This is a genomic window from Arthrobacter sp. NPDC093139 (assembly GCF_044754165.1).
Classification (GTDB): Bacteria; Actinomycetota; Actinomycetes; order Actinomycetales; family Micrococcaceae; genus Arthrobacter.
Genome location: NZ_JBIVOO010000005.1, coordinates 107,228 through 124,613 on the forward strand (window position 1 = coordinate 107,228; position 17,386 = coordinate 124,613).

The window sequence follows — 17,386 nt, forward strand, 5'->3', positions numbered from 1 at the left end:
CGACCGTATTCAAGGTCTTGGCAACGGCGACAGTAGCTGACAACGAGATCCCCCATAGATCTGCGGTCAGATTACTCAGCAGTCAACGTGGCTGTCCAACTGGACACGCAGTCGACACGAATTGTCTCTGCGTCAGCATGTCGCGGCAGCGCCCTCCCTTGTTCTACTTCTGGAGCGCCAGTAGCACCACCGTTGCCGTTCCCAGAGCCAGAATTGCCAGTCCCCCGTAGGCCAGCACTCGAAGCTGACGGCGGCGGTTCTCCCGCCGACTGTCCCTGCCGTATCTGTTGCCGCCATAAGCACTCATGCTGAGCGACGCTAGCGGCACAAGCTCAAGAAAAGCTCAAGTCACGAGGTTTGTGACGCACGCACTGCACGCTAGATCTTTTCGTTCACACTGGGCAGGCCGGCGGCATGATGGACACGCGCAGCGCGCCGTCCCTTCAGCCTGCCGAGGGACTGCAGGTGCGGTAGTGCGCTGTGCCGTCCTGGGAGGGGGGCCAGCGTAGCCACGGGCACCCCGGAAACGGGAGCGTCTATGCTCCGCTCTCGGCTGGGCATGTCCTGCTGGTCTAGCCAGGATCGCTGGGGCAGAGGGTCGTCGGCGATGATGTTCCGCTCGATGAACTGGCGGATCGAGCCGCGGATTCCGGTCTTCATGCACTCAAACTAGAGCCAGTGCGATGGGGGCCCCAGAGTAGCTGGTACCTGTTTTTTGGGCCCGGCCTCCACGGTGTGTACTCAGCCTCAGTGCTGCGGCCGCGTCTCCTGCAGGCGCTTGATGAACCAGCGGGACTGCTCCGGCCCGTACGGCAAGACAGGAATGGCCTTCGTGGCGTCCGACGGCATGTCCCGGATCGACTGCCGCGCCTGCCGGACAGCGGTAGACATGGTGTCCGCCATGGTCTTGACGAAGCGGTCACTGCATGGCTCGCCGTGACCGGGGATGAGGAACTCGTAGCGGTGGCGCAGTGCGGAGAGGTGCCGCAGGGCGTCCGCCCATTCCTCCGGATAGGCGTCCTCGAAGGAGGGGTGTGCACCCTGCTCCACCAGGTCCCCGGCGTATAGCGTGGTGGTGGTGCCCACGAGCAGGTCGCCGTCGGTGTGACCACGGCCAAGGTAGAACAGCGTGGCAGTCTGTCCGCCCAGATCCACGAGGACCGGCTGGTCCCGGACCAGCGCGTTCGGCACCACCAGCTCAACGTTCGTGCCTTCACCGGCGGCCATTTCCGGTTCCAGTTCGGCAACGGCGGGCCGCTGGGCATCCCCGTTTTCACCGATTTCCTCGGCGCAGTTCTCGTGGGCCCAGAATTCGGTGGCACCGTCCTCAGCGAACACCGCGTTACCGAAGAAGTGGTCGTAGTGCGCATGCGTGTTCACCACAACCAGGGGCAGTTGAGTCTTTTCCCGCACAGCGTCCAGAATCTCGCGCCCTTGCCGCGGCCCGCATCCGGTATCGATAACCATGGCCCGTTCTGTGCCGATAATCAGGCCGGTGTTGAGCTTTGAGCCGTCCGTCGTCAGCACGTAGTTGTCCGCGCCGACCTCGAGCCATCGTGACATTCGTTCTCCGTAAACCTTGGGAGCATCTGCGGTCTTCAGGCCTCGATTCTACCCACGAAGCTGGATGGTCCCCGGGATCGACGTACGGCTTCGCGGTCGGGAGGCGCGGTGGAGATCGAAAGTTTCTACAAGTCAGCCAGCAATGCCCCCGGGTTCTCCATCGCATACGCCACGTAGCGCAGGAATCCGCCGGCCGTTCCCCCATCGCACACGCGGTGATCGAAAGTCAGTGTCAGTTCGGTGACCTTCCGGACTGCTAGTTCGCCGTTGACTACCCACGGCCTGTCGATGATCCGGCCGACACCCAGGATGGCCACCTCCGGGTAGTTGATAATCGCTGCAGAACCGTCCACGCCGAACACACCGTAGTTGTTGAGCGTGAAAGTGCCGCTACCCAGTTCGGCAGGTGTCGCTTTACCGTCACGCGCGACGGCGGTGAGCCGCCTGATCTCCGCGTCGAGTTCGCGGGCGCTGAGCTTGTCCGCGTTGCGGACCGACGGAACCATCAGGCCCCGGTCAGTTTGGGCGGCAAAGCCCAGGTTGACTCCGTCGAAAGCGACGATCTCCTGCTGTTCGCCGCCTGACGTGTCCTCCGCAGTGACGATTCTCGTATTCAGCTCCGGATACTTTTTTAACCCGGCAGTGACAAATCGGGCGATGAACGCCAATAGCCCGGGAGTGTTGTGACCGTCTTTCTTCTTCAGCTCGGCCCGCAACTCAACGAGCGCCGTCGCGTCGACATCCACCCAGGCCGTTGCCTCGGGGATCTCCGAGCGGCTCCGGCTCATGTTGGCGGCGACGGCCTTGCGGACGCCCCGAACCGGCGTGCGGCTCACGATGCCGAGGCCGGTGCGGGAATCGACATTGGGCGTGCTGGTTTCAGCAGGCTCAACCAGCGGACGGGCAGGGGTCTCGCCAGGCTCAACCGCTGGAGCGTTGATCGCGGCTTCGACGTCGCGGCGCATGATCAGGCCACTTTCACCCGAACCCTGCACATGTCCGAGGTCCACGCCATGCTCCTTGGCCATCCGTCGGACCAGCGGGGAAATGACCGCCCCCAGCTTGCCAGGAACCCGGGTGCGCTTCAGGAGGAGGTCGTCGGCGGCAGTGGTCAGCTTCGGCTGGGTTCCAGTTTCGACGGTCTTGGTTTCGGCAGGCTCAACCAACGAGAGAGTGCGGCGCGGGCGGGTCCGGCGCACGGTTGCAGTGCCGCCAGGAGTGCCGTAGCCGATCAGGACGTTGCCGGAGCCCGCCTTTTCTTCCTCGCGGTAGGTTTCGGCCGTCACCTCAGCAGGCTGCTGCGCCATCGAGCCACCTACAGGTGTCACTGAAATCAAAGGCTTGCCCACGTCCAGGGTCTGTCCCGGTTCGCCGTGCAGCTCGGCGACGGTGCCGGCGTAGGGGGACGGGACTTCCACCATTGATTTGGCAGTCTCAACTTCGGCGATGGGCTGGTCGACACGGATTTCGTCGCCGACGGCCACGAGCCAGTTCACGAGTTCGGCTTCGGTAAGGCCCTCGCCCAGGTCAGGGAGGAGGAATACTTTGGTTTCGCTCATCTGATCAGTCTTCCCACTGGAGGTCGTCCACGGCGTCGAGGATGCGGTCCACGCCGGGCAGGTAATAGTGCTCGAGTTTCGGGGCCGGGTACGGGACGTCGAAGCCCGTCACCCGGCGGATCGGCGCAGCAAGGTAGTGGAAGCAGCGCTCCTGGACGCGGGCCACGATCTCGGAGGACACGGAGGCGAAGCCGTGCGCCTCGGCGATGACCACGGCCCGACCGGTCTTCCGGACGGAGGCGGCGACGGTTTCATCGTCGAACGGCACGATCGTGCGGATGTCGATGACTTCCAGGGAGCGGCCCTCCTCGGCCGCGGCGGCAGCGGCGGCGAGCGCCGTGGGCACGGACGGCCCGTACGCGATCAGCGTCGCGTCGGTGCCGGGACGCGCGACGGCGGCGCGGCCTTCCGTGGACGTCCCCTGTTCGGCATTGGCTTCGTGTTCGCTGCGGAGCGCTTCGAGGTCCACCAGGTCCTTGGACCAGTAGAGCTTCTTCGGCTCCATGAACATCACGGGATCGTCGGAGTCGATGGCTTCGCGGAGCATGCGGTACGCGTCTGCCACCGTGGCCGGGGTGTAGACCTTCAGGCCGGCGGTGTGGGCGTAGTAGGACTCGGACGAGTCGCAGTGGTGCTCCACTCCCCCGATGCCGCCGGCATAGGGGACGCGGATGACCATGGGCAGCTTGAGCGCGCCCTTGGTTCGGTTGTGCATCTTGGCCACGTGGCTGACGATCTGTTCGAATGCCGGGTAGGCGAACGCGTCGAACTGCATCTCGATGACAGGACGCATGCCGTTGATGGCCATGCCCACCGCCATGCCGACGATGCCGGACTCGGCCAGGGGCGTATCGAAGCAGCGCTGTTCGCCGAAGGTTTTGGTGAGTCCGTCGGTGATGCGGAAGACGCCGCCGAGCATGCCGACGTCCTCGCCGAACACCAGGACGGACTTGTCGGCGTGCATGGCGTCGGCCATTGCGGTGTTAAGGGCCTTGGCCATGGTGACCGGCTGGGGGCCGGCTGCCTCGGCGGACGCCGCAGCGGTGGCGGCCGCCCTGGCAGTGGCGGAACTGACGTTGCCGTTTGCCTCGGATGAAGTGGTGATGGTGGGGCTCATTGTGCGGCCTCCGTATCGGGTGAAGCGCCGGCGCTTGCGTCGCGGGCGAGTTCGTCGGCGAGCAGGGCGGACTGTTCCTTCAGCTGCGGCGTCGGGGTGGTGAAGACGTGGTTGAAGAGATCCTGCGGATCCACGGGAACATCCCCGCTGAGGCCGTCGCGGAGCTGCGTGGCAACTGCCTCCGCTTTCTCCGCGATCCTTGACTCGCCGTCGTCGTCCAGCAGCCCCTTGTCCGTCAGGTACTTCTTCATCCGCGTCAGCGGATCGCGGGCCACCCATTGGGCCACCTCGCTGTCCTGGCGGTAGCGCGTGGCGTCGTCTGCGTTGGTGTGCGCCTGCATGCGGTAGGTGTGGGCCTCCACGAGGAGCGGCCCGGAGCCTTCGCGGGCGAGCTTTACGGCACGGTCCAGGACCGCGAGGAGCGCAACGACGTCGTTCCCGTCCACGCGCTCTCCGGCCATGCCGTAGCCGACGGCCTTGTGGGCAAGCGATGGCGCAACGGACTGGTGGGCCAGCGGCACCGAGATGGCGTACTGGTTGTTCTGCACAAAGAAGATGACCGGCAGGTGGAAGACGGCGGCAAAGTTCAGGGCTTCGTGGAAGTCGCCCTCACTCGTGGCGCCGTCCCCGCACATGGCCAGGACCACGGTGTCCTCGCCGCGCAGTTTGGCGGCGTGCGCGACGCCGACGGCGTGCAGCAGCTGCGTGGTTAGCGGCGTGCACTGGATGCCGACCTTGTGCTCGGCGGGGTTGTAGCCGCTGTGCCAGTCACCGCGGAAGAGTGTCATCGTCTGCACGGGGTCCACGCCGCGGGCCATGACGGCGACCGAGTCACGGTACGTGGGGAACATCCAGTCGCCCTCCGACAGGCACAGGGCGGCTGCGACCTGGCAGGCCTCTTGGCCGTGGCTGGAGGGATAGACGGCCATGCGGCCTTGGCGGACCAGTGCTGAGTTCTGGTCGTTGACGCGGCGGCCGATGACCAGCTGCTCGTAGGCGGCCAGCAGTTCCTCGTCGCCGGGCAGCGGGTACTCGTGCCCGGGCTCGGTGCCCTGTTCGGAATGCGGCTTGAGGTTGCCGTCCTGGTCCACCATCTGGATCTGGCGGCGGGCCGGCAGCAAGTAGTCCTCAACCGTGATGCCGAACTTGCGCACGGCCTCGGCAACAGGGCCCTCTACGTGAAGGTCCTCATCTTGGTCCGGCATCTGCCGGTCCTGCGCTGCCCGGTCCTGCGCAGTGTGGTTTGCGGAGATCGTCATTGGTCCGTCCTTCTGTAGCCACTATTCGCTTTCAGTATCATCCCGGACGATGTTTCGTATCCAGCCTTACCGTGAATCGTGGAGAAGTTTTAGATGTTGCCCTACTCTGAAAGACAAATCGGAAGTGTGAGCTGGCTTACCAACGGGAGTAGTAGACAAATGGCAGGAGCCGAGCCCGGACAGGCCGCGGTGCCGCTGGATGATGTGGACCGCAACATCATCGCGGAGCTGACGCGGGACGGGCGGATGTCAGTGACACAGGTGGCCGAGAACGTCCACATCTCGCGGGCGCACGCCTACACGCGGATCGCCAGGCTGACGGGAGAGGGTGTGCTGACCAAGTTCACGGCCCTGGTAGATCCGATCAAGGCCGGCCTGAAGTCGTCCGCCTATGTGACGCTCAAGGTGCGGCAGCATTCTTGGCGAGAGCTCCGGGAGCTGCTGCGCGCGATCCCTGAGGTGCACCACATCGCTCTGGTGGGCGGGGACTTCGATGTCATTCTGCTGGTGCGGGCGGTGGACAACGTCGACCTGAGGCGCGTGATCTTCGACCAGCTGCAATCTATGCCTGGGGTGCTGGATACGCAGACGTTTCTGGTGTTTGAGGATGTGGATACACGGTAACCAGCCGGCACGCTAGTCAGCTAGACAGTGCCTTCACTCAATCACGCGACTCAGGAATTTTTTAATAAGTACTCCTGCACGACGCCTGCCCAGATTTTAGACCCGGCTTCGTTGAGGTGAAGCGGATCTACATAGAGAGATTTCTTGTCGGGCTGCTTGTCGATGGCTTCAAACACACTGACAGACGGGTACCCGTTGAAGTCCGTCCATGACATCATGTTGGCCACGGTAGCCTTCTGACGCTTTTCTCTGGCCTCAAGCGCAGGGTTCTGCCCCACAACAAGAATCTGAGCACCCGGCCAATTCCGTTCGATAGCCGCCGTAAAGGCATTCATGTCACGCGTAACGTTTAGTGGCAATTGGTTGTGGCCCACGGAAGTAATGATTAGATCCGGCTTCTCAGGGAAAAATAGACCAAACCGCTTAATCAAGTCTGTCACCGTAGCTCCAGGAACCCCGACGTTGTAGACGACCAGTGGCGCGGACGCGTTACCGTACACCCGTTTAGCTGCGTACCTGTCAATCTGGGCGTTGTAGTTGAAGAACTCCACCGTCCGCCCAGTCTCAGCCGACAGGGTCCTCGACAACTGCCCCACCCACTCCTCAGGAGCGTTCCCGGTGGAATCCCCCACAACACCGATCACGAGGCGCTTATCCTTGTTTGTCAGCGCCGCACCGACGCCTTTCAACCTCGGAGGCGTGAACGTCGGCGGAGGAGATAACGGCGCGGGAGTGAAACGTGATGCCGCTGCGGCGTTATCCCTGAATGTCGCGTCCTGCTCGACCAACTTCACGCCCAATGCAGCCACTGAACCGCACAGAGCAAGCCCGGCGGTGATCAGGGCAGCAACTTTTACTCGCTTGCGTTTGTGGCGTGAAAGAGCCAAGGAGTCCCCCAGGAAGTCAGATGCGGAATGCCTACATTCTAAGGCCCGCGTAGGGCTCCATAAGAACGGGGAAAATTGCGGCCGCAAGCCTGTTAGACAACGCGGGACAGCAACGGAAACAATACCAAAACTCTCCACCGATTATGGAATGACAACCAGAACGGCCGGGTCACCGGCGCCGAAAGTTGCCCAGGCAGACAGTAGATTACTCTCCCTCGCAGTAAACCTGGTGCACTAGGGCAGGGTCACATGCGGCTACAGCGCGAGCCTTTTGCGGAACCATCGGCGCCAGCGTGGTAAGGGCCAAAGATCACCGAACTGGATGAGGTGCTGGCTCCGGAGTGACTTCCGCTGCCTGCTGCCGATAGGCGTGAGGCAGTTGCCGAAGCGCCCTCTTGGCCTCCGACTCTTGCGACGGCGCCGCCAAAAATATCCTGTGAATCAGCCACCAAACAACGAAGCACTGTACGGCAAGCCAGACCTGAGCCATCGAGTTACCCCGGGCAACGAGGACGCTAAAGCCTGCCGCCAGGAGGAGTACGCCTACGCGGGTTCCTGTCGCCGCCACAAGGCGCTCTTCGAATCTCGCCGACATTCCCCCGATGAGCACCATGCCGAGGAGCAGGCCTGGTGTGGCTAAATCGGAGTAAAGGACCCCGACGATGCTCGGAACCGGGCAGGCCGTTTCGATGGAACATTCGCTCCCGAAAGCGTACTTCAGGAGCATATCGTTCCATCGCGGGAATGGGCTGATCGCCGCCGGGATTGGCATGGCAAGAAGCTCGCCGACGGTTCCCCTACCCAACCCGAAGGAGATTTCATCACCCATGCGCTGGCTTAGGTAGGCAACATAATTGAACATCTCCGTATCCCAGGACAGAAAGAAATTGTTCAGGGCACCTCGCACGCCTTCTTCCCGGAAGTATGCCGCCATGGAGCCGAGCAGATCGGTGCTGCCGCTGGTTCGAGAGCCTGCGCTCCTAACGAATGGAATTGCAGCCAGTGCGAGGAAAACACCCAAACCGGCAACGATCCATTTCAGCTTGATCTTCCGCTGCCAGTCGTTGGCGAGCGCGCCGAGCAGGACGATGACCAGCGAGGGGATAAGGAATCGTCGCGTGCCGAGGGCAGAGGGCGGTACAACGGAGGCAGCTGCCACTAGCCAATAGCCAATATTCTGCGACTTGATGTACGGTGTAGCGCGCTCGTGTTGGAGCCTCACAGCCGCAATAAGAAGGCATCCAATAACAGGTAGCGCGAAGATGAACGCTGGGACACCGGCAAGGGCGTCCAAGGACTGTTCCGAACGCCCAGCGAACAAGACCGCCAGAAAACCGATGCCACCGCCAAGGGCAACCATGGCCGCAAACCATGCAGCGAAGAGTGTCCACGCGGCCGCGGCAGCCCGGCTGGGGGCACTGTCATGGAGACGAGATTCCGTTTTGTTCACAATGGTCGTCATCATCGGCGCGCTATTCTTCGACGTGAGGCCGAGCTTCACGGCTACATAGCCCAAGATGAAGGCCATGATCCCAAGGAAGCCGAGCAACGCTGCCTGCTCGAAGCCGCTGGTGATCGAATACCCATAAAACATAAAGGACCGGGGCTCGCCGGGCATCAACAGCGGACGTACGCCGTAGATGGACAGCAGAATGAGAAGGACGAGTGAGTAGGGGCTGAGCAGTGAACCCCTGCGGAATTTGGTGCCTACTAGCCACGCCATCAAGCCCAAGCAGAGCGTCATGGTAGGCCAAAAAAGGTAATTGCTACTCAACGATCCCCCAGCGGTCTCAAGGTTGTGCAGGGTACAGTCTATCGGCGGCTGCTAGTTATCTCTGTCCCGGGCCCGGCAGGCTCGGTATGACGACACCCGCAAAGCAGGTGATCGTCACGGACAAAGCAGCCTTTGTGACTATCCGTCTCACACGACGGCAGTTGGATCATCAAGACAAGCGGTCCGAGAACCAGCCCAAATAATCAAGGTGCTCGTTCCATGCCCCTGATGATAGGGCCGCGTCCAACATCAGCGTACAGGTTCTGTCGACCAAGTACTCGGAGCCCATAAAACGCGTAGCACATACTGTGGTTTGTGCAACTAGCTGCGAATAGCTTTCTACGTATGGGCAAGAAGGAACGCACAGCGTCGGAATCTGGTAGACATCTCGAGCGTCGCGGGCTACTGAGGCTTGGGACGCTTATCACTACCCTTACTGGCGCCGCCACAATTTCCGCGGCGGCAGCCAACGCGGCTCCAGGGGACAAGACTCCGCCCAACGCTTACGTCCCCACAGCCGAGAAAGGCGCGGCGTCTGGCGTGGCGACCCTCGACGCAGGGTCAAGGATCCCTTACAACCAACTGCCAGATCTTCCATCCGTCTCACCTCGGGCTTTCGGGGCGGCTGGTGACGGCGCATCTAACGACTACGCTGCCGTCGTGGCTACGCTTGCCGCGGCGGCTGCGGGCACCGTCATTGATCTTGGCGGGCGGACCTTCAGTCTTGGACAGACGCTGACCATCGACAAGTCAGTGACTGTACGCAATGGAACGTTCACGTGCGCCGTGGATAGGGTCGCGATTGTGCTGGCTCCGAAAGTTCGGCTGGAAAACGTTGCCTTCATCCGCACGGGCCCTGCAACTAAAAACAGCGGGGCGCTCACTCTGAACGCCCCCAACTGTTCCCTCGTTGACGTAACAGCATCCTCAAGCTGCGGCGAGGGACTAAGAATGGGAAACGGCACCTGCAACGGCACCCAGATTCGGGGTGGAGAATACTCCAGCTCTGACACCAATGAGTCGATCACCATCCATCTGGTGTCCGGCCCTGCCCACAACTACGATGTGAAAATCTCCAGGGCAGTCGTGCGACACACTGGTTTTGGCACAGGCATCGGCCTCTACAATTGCTCGCGCACCATCGTGGAACATTGCGATGTGCGCGGTATCCGACGTTCCCCCTGGTTTCAGGTAACCGGATGGACAGGGGTTTCCGGAACCGTCTACCGGGCTCTGGACCGAATAGACACTACGAGCAATGCCGTTTACGTAAACGATGTCGAGTACAGGAAATACGCAGATCCGGCATCCACCGCGCCGGCCCTCAACTACTACACCACGCCCGGAGACGGCTACCTCTACATCAACACCGGCACCAATCCTTCTTGGCAAAGGGTGAGGACAACTCGAACTAACGGCTATGGCATTATGTTTTACTCAACGAGCTCCGAGACGCTCGGCATGCGAGACAACCTTGCTGCACACAACTACGTCGAGGACACCGATGGCTTCGGTATTTACTACCAAACCCTCATGAACGTCCCGCGCAACAACCGCACGTTGCAGAACACCCTCCGCAGTGTCTGTAGGGGGGGCGTAACTGTGAACGATTTGCCCTTCGCTGGAATCGGAGTCTTCGGCGGGCTTGATGTGCAGCTGGACGGAGACATGATCGATGGTGTTGGGTCCACAGATTCGCCGGCGCCAGGGATCGACTTCAAGGCAAGCTCTGGCGTGCCTAGCATGAAGGGGTCCGTCAGGGGCGTTTCTGTTATAAACGCAATGGCCCATGGGATCAGCCTTTGCGCCGGCACGTGGCAACTTTCGGACGTATCAGCACGACAAAACGCGGGTTCCGGGGTTACACACGGAAACATCGCCAACCCAGCTGACATCTTGGATGTAACGTTAACGGGTTGTATAGCTTCCCACAACGCCCTGAGCGGCGCTTCCTTCGAGAGCTCAAATGGCGACATTGAAGTCCAGGTGTTGGGTGGCCGTTACACCCACAACACAGTGCGAAACTTGAACGTGGTGCGCTGCAGGAATGTCTTCATTGGCGGTGGAGTGCTCAGTGGATGGGCGGGCAACATTGGCATCCACGTCTCGGGCAGCAGTCAGCGCGTCATTCTTGACGGGGTATTCCTCCGAGCTGGGGTGGGGCTCAACGTCAGCGCAGGCATCGGCGACTTGACCATCAACAACATCATCAACGACGGGTCCGCCGGGACGAAGTTCAATGTTAGCGGCCCGTACAAGGTAGGAGGCGCCACGGGAACGGGTGCAGACTGGCGCTGCACAGGCACACCCGAAGGCGTGATCACCGCCGTCGTAGGCTCACGGTGCACGCGCACTGACGGCGGCGCGGGAACAACGTCCTACGTCAAGGAGTCCGGCACCGGGAACACCGGATGGGTTGCAAAGTAGGTGCCGTTATCCACCGGCCTTGCTTGCCTAAGAAGCAGCCTGCTCCCAGCAGCTCGTGGGCCCTTCAGCGGGTCTCCCTGGAGCCCGGTGTCGGGACCATCGTCGTTGTTGGCGAAGGACTCGCAGACGTCGAGCCGCTTGGAGGCGGTGTCGGCACGGGCGAATGCTGAACTCTGTACTCCGACTGGGGTTTCGAATAGAGGTTCGGCCAGGCGATAGACGTTACGAGGACGAGGACCGCCGTAATGGCGAAGATGTGGACTCTCACGAGCCACACGGTCACCGAGGAAAGCCTGAGCGGCGATGGCCAGAGCCCGTACTTGCCAGACTTGATTGTTCATTGACATCCAGCGCTGAAAGCACATGTTATATTCACGCCCGACCTGCGGTGGCATGCTTTGAGTGGAAGCCTTTGGTGGTTCGGTTTTTGCTTCGGTCACGGATCTTGCTTAGCCAACCTATGTCCGCCATTAATTTACCCGCACGTTTGCCACTTCGGCCCCTTGAGACATCTGTCAGTGCCCGTGTCTGATCTGCACAGCTGGCGAAGCTGGGCGTGGCCTCTTTGGTGAAGATGCTCGCGGGCGGAAGCAAGCGGAACAGATACCTGGGGGCCACGCTCACCGTCAACTCCATGCCGGCGACGAATATGAATAACTTGAGCAGGACTTTCAGTGCGACCCGGAATAACTGCACTCCCGGGAGTGCGGCAATGGTCGCAGTTGGACTACATGTCCATTGAAGACCGCCGGACCATGGACCGTTGTGGCGAAGCCGTGCGGTGGATTCGCAGACTCATCCTTACGCGCTGGTCGACGACAGGGGCCCCGTACACTCGGCATGGCCGCCGGAAGAGAACGCGCGCCGGTTGAGGTCGCTCAAGCCAAGGCGTTAGCCGCGTGAAGGGAAAAGACCCAGAGGCGAACCGTTACTTGAAGGTGCACGCTTGCTTTGGCAAACGGCTACAATAGCCAAGACCGCACGAATTTTGCCGTTCTGGTGGCGTGCCGTTCGGCAGGTCCCAGTCAAAACAGGGGGACCGGGCTTGGATATCCGCGACTATTTGCGCATCGCACGCCGAAATTGGATACTCATCGTCTCGATGATGCTGGCAGGGCTACTAGCCGGGGGGACGGCGTCATTTTTGATCAAGCCAACCTATACAGCCCAGACAGATCTTTTCGTTGCAATTCAAAGCTCTGGGACAGTCACCGAGCTCCAGCAAGGCAACACGTTTAGCCAGGCTCGAGTGGAGTCCTACGTTAAGACGGTCAACACATCCATTGTCCTAGCACCCGCCATCCAAGCGCTAGGACTAAGCGAGACAGCGGAACAGTTGTCACAGAGGATTGACGCAAGTACTGATCCAAATACAGTGCTCATCACCATCACAGCAACGGACGCTTCACCTGTACAGGCCGCCGCGATCGCGCGAGCAGTCGGAGATAGCCTAATTAAAGTTGTGGACGAGCTAGAGCGGCCCAAGACTGGTGGCGAATCGCCCGTGCGCCTTTCAATCATCGCGCCGGCCGTAGCGCCGAGTGAGCCGTCAGCCCCCAATCCCCGGGTAAACCTTGCCCTCGGCGCCTTCGTGGGGCTGGCGGTTGGCATTGGTTTGGCATTGCTGCGAACCAGGTTTGACACGGTCATTAGAGGTGAATCTGACCTGAGGCAGGTAACGGACTTGCCGTTGCTTGGTGGTATCGCTTTCGACCCAGATGCCGCCCGAAAGCCCCTGCTAACGCAGGCCGGCCAGCAAGGACCCCGGGCGGAATCATTTAGACAACTCAGAACAAACCTTCAGTTCGCTCACGCGACAGGAGGCCGGAATAGCGTCGTAGTGACGTCCTCGCTTCCTGGCGAGGGAAAGAGCACAACCGCCACCAACTTGGCACTGGCCATAGCCCAATCAGGACAAAGTGTGTGTTTGATCGACGCCGATCTCAGACGACCGATGGTTGACAGCTACTTGGGCCTCGAACGGCGAGCCGGACTCACCACAGCTCTTGTACGGCAAGCTGAATTGGACGCACTCCTCCAACCTTGGGGCGACGACCACCTCTATGTACTCACTTCAGGCGAGATTCCCCCCAACCCAAGCGAACTGCTGGGATCTGAGGAGATGCAAAGACTTCTTGCCCGTCTCGAAAGCATGTTCGACACGGTCATCATCGATGCGCCGCCCCTTCTCCCGGTTACGGACGCCGCTGTGCTCTCCCAGCATGTCGGAGGCGTGGTACTGATCGTGGGGTCACAGAAGACAACCCGGCAGGAAGTCGACAAGTCATTGAAGGCTCTGGCACTAGTCGGTGGGAAAGTCCTTGGGGCCGTCTTGAACAGGCTTCCAATGAAAGGGCCTGATTCCTACTCCTACAGCTACTACAGCTATTCCACCAACAGCGACTCCTCCGGCCGCCGAGCTGAGCGATTCCCATCAAAAGAGGTGGCAAGTCGAGATGACTCAGGAAGCAGAAGCGGTTCCTCACGCCAGCGCGAGCTTCCGCGGACCCGGAGTTAACAGCAACGGCCAAGGATCTTCGGCCCCGGCAGATTGGGCTTAGGGAACACGTACGCTTGGCTCCCGCTGCCAAGTGCTGCATCCGACTCGCCGGCGGGACTAAGCAGTTCTTCGGATGAGCCCGAGGTACCTGATCAAGAGACTATTTGACATCCATCCGTGAAGTGGGGGGCACTCATGCGCAGAAACAGGCTAGCTTCGCAATTCGCCTGGCTCTCTGCCGGGCGCTTGGTGGGGGCCCTTCTGCAAGCGGCCACGATGTTACTGCTTGCGCGTGATGCAGGCCCGCACAACTTTGGACTCTTTTCCGCTGTCTTCGGTGCCGCAGTTGTTTTCCAGACGGCGTTTGATGCTGGCATCGCGACGATGGTCGTGAAGGAACGCGCAACTGACCCTGCCAGCCCCTACATTGGCTCCTCGCTCCACCTAACCGATCGGCTCGCCTTGGCTATCCTCATAGCCAGCGCGTTGCCCTTGGCCTTTTTGGGACTCTTCGTCGACCATTTGTATTTGCTGATGTTGCCGTTGTCAGTATGGGCGGCAAGCGAACGACATTCTGACACTTGGCTCTCCGTCACGATGGCTGACGGAGAGGCTCGCATTAACACACAAACACTCCTAATCAAGAGAACCTTAGTTCTGCTCATTTATTTGGGTGCCGTATTCGTGGGAGTGGATGCAATCTTGGCCTTTTCGGCGGCAATGGCTGGGACTGCGTTTGTAGCACTTGTGGTGGTGCGGAAAATCGTATCAAGCCGTGTTAGCTTCGACTTGCCAAGACTCGGGGCCCGCGAAATCCTCACGATATCCTGGCCTTTCTGGCTCAATTCTCTAGGCACGCAGGCCCGCAACCTTGATGCGGTCGTGGTTTCCATAGTGGCCGGACCACTTCATGCCGGCTTCTATGCCGCCACCAGTCGGGCCACCGGCCCACTCCGAATCTTGTCTACGTCGTTGGCAGCAGTGCTCCTGCCGGCCAGCACCACTGCCAAACGGCGCGAGATCAGAAGGCTACTCAGACTGGTTGCCATCGTTGGCGTTGTGAGCGCAACGATCTTCAGTTCACTGATCCTGATTGTGCCTGCAGCAGTCAACCTACTGCTTGGGGCAGAATACGTCGGCGCAGTGCTGCCTCTGCAGATAGCCCTCGTCGGGCTGCCTTTTGCGGCTATGTCCTCCTTGCTCGGATCCATCCTCCAGGGGATGAATCGTCAGTTCTTCGTTGCTAAAACTGCAGTGGCCACAACCCTCTTGTGCCTGCTTTTTGTGGGCGCAGGCGGTGCATTCGCAGGTGCCACAGGGGCAGCTATTGCCCTCAGCATCTCATTCTTAATACAAGCAACTATTCTGGGTTGCTGCGCGAACCTATGGTTACTTCGCACCCGAGGCAAACGCTCCAAAGAAAAATACATCCAGATCCAAGGAAAAAGGATAAAGAATTGAAGCGGCAAGTATTTGGCAGCATATCCGCCCAACATGACAACTTGGGTGATATCGCTATACGGCGCGTATTCTTTGAGTCTCATATTGAGGCGGGCCACAGCTTAGTTCTTCTGTCCCACCGAATGCCGCAAGCATATATAGACCTGTTTCATTTTTCCGACGGCGTCACCTTAGTCCGAAGCCCTTTGCTTTTCCAGGTACGCCTGCTTGTTGCCGCACTCCAGCGGCGCGCCAACCTTGTATACGCTCCTGGCCCGCATAATATGGCCGACAGCGTGCGCGGCATCGCGAAGACGCTGCTCATGGTTGGCAACGTTGCAATGATTCGCGTGTCTGGTGGAAAAGTGACAACCGCAGGTCGGGCACTCCGCGGAGCTGGGTCTATCGCCAAGGCGCTGGAACGCCTAATAATTTCCATGTCCAGTGTCTACGCCGTCCGCGACTCCGTGTCCGGCGACAACGTTGGAGCCAACCTTGCAACAGTTCCAGACATTGCCCTTGGCGTTACGGTTGGACCAAACGCCGGATCACGCAACACAATTGCTTTCTCCTTTCGAAACGATATCGCTGTGAGTCAGGCCGTAGTGCGGAAACTGGCGGAGGCATTCCAATCCGAAGGGTTCAAAGTCACGTTGGTGAGCCAAGTGCGGCGGGATGATAAGCAGCACGCAGCCTTGGCCGAGGAACTCAATCTCGAAGCCGTCCTGTGGGGTGACCTCAGCCATGAGGAGCAGCAGTCAAGAGTGGAGGACGTATACCGGAGCGCTCGCGCCGTGATGAGCAATAGACTTCATGGCCTGATTTTCGGGATTACCGCCGGTGCTATTCCCATCGAATTTCGAGCTGGCAAATCCGACAAGATCAGCACAACACTCGGACCATGGTTTGGCAACTATCCATCGATCTGCAACGACGATCCCGTGGACGAAATAGATGTGGACGCAGTTGTAGCGGCTGTCCAGCATGGAATCGAGGAGTTCGACCAGAAGAGAGAAATGGCCCGGACGAAAGTCCGTGAGACATTGGAGGCTGTCACCCGTGCCGCCACAAGTGATTGAAGGTAAGAATGAGCACTAAAAACAAAAATGGTTACGATGCGCTATATTTAACAGTTCTTCCTTTTTACCGCCAGTCGTGTATGGAAGCGCTCCTCGATCGAGCACCAGACCTTAGGATTTTTGCAGGCCCCCGCCAATTGACTGCTTCGGTTAAAACAGGAATTAGCCGAGACTTGTACTCTCCCCTGGCGGCCAACTTCCTGTTTGATCGCGCAATCCTCCTCCGTGGTCACTTCCGAGATGTTCTGGGCGCGCGGTCACTGATGCTGGACTTAAACCCGCGTTGTATAACGGCTTGGGGAATACTTATTATTCGTCGCCTCTTGCGGCGTAGAACGTTGGTCTGGGGGCATCTTTTTCCTCGGGCTGGAGCTGGCGCTTGGACTGCCCGCCTACGCAAGGTGATGCGCGCCCTGGCCGACGGGACCGTCCTTTACGGGTATGACAGCGTGAACCCTGCTAAGGCCCAACTGCCCAAGCAACCTGTCTGGGTTGCACCAAACTCTCTATATCCGCTCAAGACACTCTCGCTGACGGAGAGCGCGCGACCACGAACGCGAGTACTTTACGTGGGACGGCTTGTTGCTGAGAAAAAGGTCGATCTTCTGGTTAGAAGTTTTGGGCTAGCCGCTGGGCGGGTCGACGGAATTACTCTGACCATAGTGGGAGAGGGCGAGGAGTTGAACTCACTCAAAGCGCTCGCCAGCGAGATCGGGTGTAGCGATCGCGTTGAGTTCCTGGGAGCCATTACCGACCAAGCGAAGCTCAAAGACATATACTCCACGGCCCTTTGCTCTGTGTCACCGGGCTATGTGGGCCTGAGCCTGACACAGTCGCTAGGTTTCGGTGTGCCGATGCTCGTTGCCGACGATGAGCCACATGCGCCCGAAATTGAACTCGAACGATTTGGCGGGGTTCGAAGGTTTAAAGAGAATGACGAAACCGCGCTCGCTGATCTCATTTCATCGACAGCGAGGGGCGCCATCACTTTCCCTACTCCCTTGGAAGTTTCCGGCGCTGTAAGGAACAACTACTCGGCCGAGAGTATGGCAGAGGGACTGTTCAAAAGCTTACGAAATCATCCTCAGAACCTCGACCACCAAGGATGGCCAGCAAATGATGAATGATAAGGCGCGGAGAACGCGAATTCCTAAGCG

Annotated in this window: 14 protein-coding genes; 6 read left to right on the top strand and 8 right to left on the bottom strand. The window is 59.9% G+C overall.

Going from position 1 to position 17,386, the window contains the following annotated elements; genetic code table 11:
• Positions 1–378: 378 nt before the first annotated feature.
• The 5 genes from ACIP90_RS10155 to pdhA form a co-directional block, all read right to left on the bottom strand.
• The gene (locus ACIP90_RS10155) at positions 379–660 is read right to left on the bottom strand and encodes a hypothetical protein (protein ID WP_400579096.1); all 282 of its coding nucleotides are present in this window, start codon (positions 658–660) and stop codon (positions 379–381) included.
• Between the two features lie 87 nt (positions 661–747).
• Positions 748–1,563, bottom strand: coding sequence for an MBL fold metallo-hydrolase (locus tag ACIP90_RS10160; RefSeq protein WP_400579098.1), 816 nt, complete (start codon positions 1,561–1,563; stop codon positions 748–750).
• 125 nt (positions 1,564–1,688) lie between these two features.
• The gene (locus tag ACIP90_RS10165) at positions 1,689–3,122 is read right to left on the bottom strand and encodes a dihydrolipoamide acetyltransferase family protein (protein WP_400579099.1); all 1,434 of its coding nucleotides are present in this window, start codon (positions 3,120–3,122) and stop codon (positions 1,689–1,691) included.
• A gap of 4 nt (positions 3,123–3,126) precedes the next feature.
• Positions 3,127–4,239 (bottom strand): alpha-ketoacid dehydrogenase subunit beta, encoded by a 1,113-nt coding sequence (locus tag ACIP90_RS10170; RefSeq protein WP_400579101.1) that lies wholly within the window; start codon positions 4,237–4,239, stop codon positions 3,127–3,129.
• Positions 4,236–5,498 carry a pyruvate dehydrogenase (acetyl-transferring) E1 component subunit alpha gene (gene pdhA, locus ACIP90_RS10175; protein ID WP_400579103.1) on the bottom strand — a complete coding sequence of 421 codons (1,263 nt, stop codon included), beginning with the start codon at positions 5,496–5,498 and terminating at the stop codon, positions 4,236–4,238. The genes ACIP90_RS10170 and pdhA overlap by 4 nt, the downstream gene beginning before the upstream one ends.
• A gap of 159 nt (positions 5,499–5,657) precedes the next feature.
• On the opposite strand from pdhA, the gene ACIP90_RS10180 reads away from it, so the two are divergent.
• Positions 5,658–6,122, top strand: a complete 465-nt coding sequence (locus ACIP90_RS10180; RefSeq protein ID WP_400579105.1) for an Lrp/AsnC family transcriptional regulator — start codon at positions 5,658–5,660, stop codon at positions 6,120–6,122.
• A gap of 50 nt (positions 6,123–6,172) precedes the next feature.
• Here ACIP90_RS10180 and ACIP90_RS10185 read toward each other — a convergent pair whose 3' ends face one another.
• Together ACIP90_RS10185 and ACIP90_RS10190 are read right to left on the bottom strand one after the other, a co-directional pair.
• Positions 6,173–7,009: an SGNH/GDSL hydrolase family protein gene (locus ACIP90_RS10185; RefSeq protein WP_400579107.1), complete on the bottom strand. Its 837-nt coding sequence runs from the start codon at positions 7,007–7,009 to the stop codon at positions 6,173–6,175.
• 310 nt (positions 7,010–7,319) lie between these two features.
• A complete protein-coding gene (locus tag ACIP90_RS10190) occupies positions 7,320–8,732 on the bottom strand; it encodes an O-antigen polymerase (RefSeq protein WP_400579109.1) in 1,413 nt (470 codons plus the stop codon).
• A gap of 711 nt (positions 8,733–9,443) precedes the next feature.
• On the opposite strand from ACIP90_RS10190, the gene ACIP90_RS10195 reads away from it, so the two are divergent.
• Entirely contained in the window at positions 9,444–11,210 is a 1,767-nt protein-coding gene (locus tag ACIP90_RS10195; RefSeq protein ID WP_400579111.1) for a hypothetical protein, read from the top strand.
• Here the strand turns inward: ACIP90_RS10195 and ACIP90_RS10200 are convergent.
• A complete protein-coding gene (locus ACIP90_RS10200; RefSeq protein ID WP_400579113.1) occupies positions 11,162–11,650 on the bottom strand; it encodes a hypothetical protein in 489 nt (162 codons plus the stop codon). The genes ACIP90_RS10195 and ACIP90_RS10200 overlap by 49 nt on opposite strands.
• Positions 11,651–12,255: 605 nt before the next feature.
• Between ACIP90_RS10200 and ACIP90_RS10205 the strand changes: the two genes are divergently transcribed.
• The 4 genes from ACIP90_RS10205 (at position 12,256) to ACIP90_RS10220 (ending at position 17,356) form a co-directional block, all read left to right on the top strand.
• On the top strand, positions 12,256–13,728 hold the full coding sequence (locus ACIP90_RS10205; protein WP_400579116.1) for a polysaccharide biosynthesis tyrosine autokinase: 1,473 nt from the start codon (positions 12,256–12,258) through the stop codon (positions 13,726–13,728).
• A gap of 177 nt (positions 13,729–13,905) precedes the next feature.
• Positions 13,906–15,171 carry an oligosaccharide flippase family protein gene (locus ACIP90_RS10210; RefSeq protein ID WP_400579118.1) on the top strand — a complete coding sequence of 422 codons (1,266 nt, stop codon included), beginning with the start codon at positions 13,906–13,908 and terminating at the stop codon, positions 15,169–15,171.
• Complete coding sequence (locus tag ACIP90_RS10215; protein WP_400579120.1) at positions 15,168–16,229, top strand: hypothetical protein; 1,062 nt, start codon at positions 15,168–15,170, stop codon at positions 16,227–16,229. The genes ACIP90_RS10210 and ACIP90_RS10215 overlap by 4 nt, the downstream gene beginning before the upstream one ends.
• 8 nt (positions 16,230–16,237) lie before the next feature.
• Positions 16,238–17,356 carry a glycosyltransferase gene (locus ACIP90_RS10220; protein ID WP_400579121.1) on the top strand — a complete coding sequence of 373 codons (1,119 nt, stop codon included), beginning with the start codon at positions 16,238–16,240 and terminating at the stop codon, positions 17,354–17,356.
• The last annotated feature ends 30 nt before the right edge of the window (positions 17,357–17,386 follow it).

Excerpts from the sequence above, each read along its gene's own strand:
- ACIP90_RS10155 (WP_400579096.1), bottom strand. The coding sequence starts at position 660 with ATGAAGACCGGAATCCGCGGCTCGATCCGCCAGTTCATCGAGCGGAAC.
- ACIP90_RS10180 (WP_400579105.1), top strand. The coding sequence starts at position 5,658 with ATGGCAGGAGCCGAGCCCGGACAGGCCGCGGTGCCGCTGGATGATGTG.
- ACIP90_RS10220 (WP_400579121.1), top strand. The coding sequence starts at position 16,238 with ATGAGCACTAAAAACAAAAATGGTTACGATGCGCTATATTTAACAGTT.
- ACIP90_RS10210 (WP_400579118.1), top strand. The coding sequence starts at position 13,906 with ATGCGCAGAAACAGGCTAGCTTCGCAATTCGCCTGGCTCTCTGCCGGG.
- ACIP90_RS10170 (WP_400579101.1), bottom strand. The coding sequence starts at position 4,239 with ATGAGCCCCACCATCACCACTTCATCCGAGGCAAACGGCAACGTCAGT.
- ACIP90_RS10190 (WP_400579109.1), bottom strand. The coding sequence starts at position 8,732 with ATGGCGTGGCTAGTAGGCACCAAATTCCGCAGGGGTTCACTGCTCAGC.
- ACIP90_RS10165 (WP_400579099.1), bottom strand. The coding sequence starts at position 3,122 with ATGAGCGAAACCAAAGTATTCCTCCTCCCTGACCTGGGCGAGGGCCTT.
- pdhA (WP_400579103.1), bottom strand. The coding sequence starts at position 5,498 with ATGACGATCTCCGCAAACCACACTGCGCAGGACCGGGCAGCGCAGGAC.
- ACIP90_RS10160 (WP_400579098.1), bottom strand. The coding sequence starts at position 1,563 with ATGTCACGATGGCTCGAGGTCGGCGCGGACAACTACGTGCTGACGACG.